Source organism: Variovorax sp. 10N420 (assembly GCF_056394705.1).
Genome location: NZ_JBFTIJ010000033.1, coordinates 1 through 3,249, shown reverse-complemented (window position 1 = coordinate 3,249; position 3,249 = coordinate 1). Strand labels below are relative to the sequence as shown.

At 57.6% G+C, this 3,249-nt stretch carries 4 protein-coding genes; all 4 read left to right on the top strand.

Going from position 1 to position 3,249, the window contains the following annotated elements:
- The coding region (locus AC1DEK_RS30050) for a hypothetical protein (RefSeq protein WP_478128976.1) at positions 1-187 on the top strand (187 nt) is incomplete at its 5' end.
- A gap of 32 nt (positions 188-219) precedes the next feature.
- Positions 220-1,008: a hypothetical protein gene (locus tag AC1DEK_RS30045; RefSeq protein WP_478128975.1), complete on the top strand. Its 789-nt coding sequence runs from the start codon at positions 220-222 to the stop codon at positions 1,006-1,008.
- Between the two features lie 166 nt (positions 1,009-1,174).
- Positions 1,175-1,963 (top strand): hypothetical protein, encoded by a 789-nt coding sequence (locus AC1DEK_RS30040; RefSeq protein ID WP_478128974.1) that lies wholly within the window; start codon positions 1,175-1,177, stop codon positions 1,961-1,963.
- Positions 1,960-3,249 (top strand): XVIPCD domain-containing protein (locus AC1DEK_RS30035; protein ID WP_478128973.1); only part of this gene is annotated, 1,290 nt, incomplete at its 3' end. The genes AC1DEK_RS30040 and AC1DEK_RS30035, both read left to right, overlap by 4 nt.

The following is a 3,249-nucleotide window of genomic DNA, read 5'->3' as shown; positions in this document are numbered from 1 at the left end:
AGGCGCGCTGGACTCGGCTCTCAAACGAATTGCCGGTGTGCCGACGGTCGAAAGCCTGAACACGCCGATTTCTCAGAGCACTCAGGCTTGGGAGCAAGCCATGGAACGAGATCAGCAGCAAGTTCAAGAGCGCACGCTGGAACAGCCACACACCATGCAGCGACAAGCGCGGGCAATGAGTCTCTGAGCCAAAAAAAATTCTGCGCAGGGAGGAAACAGGTGATTCAACAAATCGCCATCGGCCACGGCATTGCTGGCCGAAGGCTCCGATCGATTTTCAGAGTCGGCCCGCGAACTTCGCGCTTTGCGGCTTCCGTCGATCTGATCAATTTTGACAATTCGAACAAATTGGCAGCGGGCTTTCTGGCCCGCGGCCTCGCTTGCTTTTTGGTCGGACTTGCGCTCGGTGCCTGTTCATCGACGACCGACAAAGCCGTTGTTCATCCGCAGGAAAAAAACATGTCCAGTTCAGCTTCCACAGAGGCGCCTCGGCTCGACGCGCCTGAAGTGCTGCGCAGATTGTTGGCGCTCGTCGACAGCGTGCATCAGCCGCAAGACCTGACCAGGGAACGGGTAGCGCAGTTCAGTGGAATTTCCATGCAGCCCTCTTCGGGCAAACCCCCCAACGTGGTTTACTCGATTTCCCAGCCGCTGACGGAAAATTTTTGGCATCGCTACGTTTGGAGGCCAAACAATGCGACGCATCTTCCGCGGCTTGGATTGGCGTTTTACGAGACCGCAAAGATTGGGGGCGCCAGCCCGCCCATGACCGAAATCTGCCAACTCGACGCAGCGCAATTTCAAGATGCGCTGCTCAAGCTGGGCTACCGGCATGTAGGCAACACTCGCCGCGCTAGTGACTCCAGGCAATATCGGCGTGGACATGTCGAAGTAGAGATTGGAATGTATGGGGAGAGTGGCGAAAGCCTGGAGAAAATTTCACATCGATGCATCCATAGAGTCTCCGTCGGCTTCCTTGTGGAATACATGGACGTGGGGGCGATGTGATGAACGCAAACAACCCGCGGCTTGATCGAGTGCTTCGTGAAGTCGGAGACCCCACGTCGTCCGCCTATGGAAATCTTCGCGCTGTCGTTGAGAAATCGCCGGCCTTGATGCTTCAAATGAACAACGCGGCCGCGCAGGGAAAAAATTCTGCGCCGGAAGGAAACAGGTGATTCAGCAAATCGCCATCGGCCACGGCATCGCTGGCCGATGGCTTCGATCGATTTTCAGAGTCGGGACGCGAACTTCGCGCTTCGCTGCTTCCGTCGACCTGATTGTTTTTGACAATTCGAACAAGTTGGCAACGGGCTTTCTGGCTCGCGGCCTCGCTTGTTTGTCGGTTGGACTTGCGCTCGGTGCCTGTTCATCGACGACCGACAAAGCCGTTGTTCATCCGCAGGAAAAAAACATGTCCAGTTCAGCTTCCACAGAGGCGCCTCGGCTCGATGCGCCTGAAGTATTGCGTCGACTACTGGCGATCATCGACAGTGTGCATCAGCCACAAGACTTGACCAGGGAACGGGTAGCGCAGTTCAGTGGAATTGCCATGCAGCCCTCTTCGGGCAGACCCCCAAACATGGTTTACTCGATCTCCCAGCCGCTGACGGAAAACTGGTGGTATGGCTATGTGTTGGGGCCAAACAATGCGACGCATCTTCCGGGTCTGGGTTTAGCGTTCTACCAAACGACAAGACATCCGGATCGCCCTCCAATGACAGAAGTCTGCCAACTGGATGCGGCTCAGTTTCATGAGGCCATAGTCGCAACGGGCTATCGGCACGTCAGCAGCACTCGCCACGAGAGTCCCGCCAAACAGTACCAACGCGGCACGGTCGAAGTCGAGGTCGCTGTGGTCGGCGAGAGTGGCGAGAGCCTTGAGAAGATTTCGCATGATTGCATCAAGAGAGTCTCTATCGGCTTTATCGTGAGGTACATGGACTTGGGAGCGCCGCGATGAGCGTCATCGACCGCCGGCTCGACCAATTGATGCGCGGAATCGGTGATCCAACGTCGCCCGCTTACCAAAACCTTCGTGCCGTCATTGAAGGATCGCCCGCACTGATGAAGCAGATGAACGATGCAGTCTCGCGCGATCATCTGAAGCGTTTCGCCGTCATGGCCGTAAGCGAGAACGCCGGAGCCAGCTACAGTTCGGACACAAAAACCATCAATCTAAAGCTCGACGATCTGCTCGATGCCACAAAGCGCAATAGGCTCACGTTTCTCATGGGCCATGAAGTTCAGCACGGCATGAATCGAGAGCGCACCAGAAACGGTCTGGAACAATTCGACCGCAGCGTCCAGCGCGAGCTAGGAAGTGGCCAGTCCGTCCATGACTACAGTCGTGCGCTCGAACAGATGCTCTCAATCAACCGCCATGACGAAGCCAGCGCGCACATTGCTGGCTGGAACGCATTGGTCAGCAGACTCAAGCACGGCAATGCAGAATTTGATCTTTCGGACATGGACGAACTAGCGATAGAGGTGGGCTACGTCAATGATTTTGTTGATACGCAACGAATCGAAGGTCGCCTGCGGATCTCTTTGAAGGCGGGATTCACGCTCAACCCTGACCTATCGATCACCCCCGACTCCCGCAATGTCGAAGCCGCCGCAAAACACTTCTTCGACAAGAAGCCAGACGACACCCGACTCGGCCACCCCGGAAATTCCGACTACGCCAACTATTACGCCGCCGGACTCGTCGGCTCCGTGTGCCGCTATGAAATGCTCAACCCCGCTTTGGCCGGCAAGCTGCAGTTGGACATGCGCGGGCTCAAGCTCGACGAGAAACTGCTGGAGCAAAACGGCATCTGGCTCGGCGCACCCGTCGCCCGATGCCCCTACCAAGACACACGGGCGCCGCATGTCGCAGAGCATTTCGATCACACGGCTGACAGCCATCAGCACGTCCCGATCCACGGTCTTCCGACGCCGAGGCAACTGCAGCTGACACAGCTGACCCAGCTGGACCACCCCGAGCACCCGGCTCACAAACTATTCACCGAGGCACAAGCCGGCGTGCATCTGCTCGATGCGAAGGTGGGCCGCACCCCCGATCGGCAGAGTGACCGGCTCGCCTCCGCCCTCGTCGTGGCCGCGCGCACCCATGGGATCAACCGCATCGACCACGTCGTGCTGAGCACTGACGCCTCCAAGGTGTTCGCGGTCCAAGGCGCGCTGGACTCGGCTCTCAAACGAATTGCCGGTGTGCCGACGGTCGAAAGCCTGAACACGCCGATT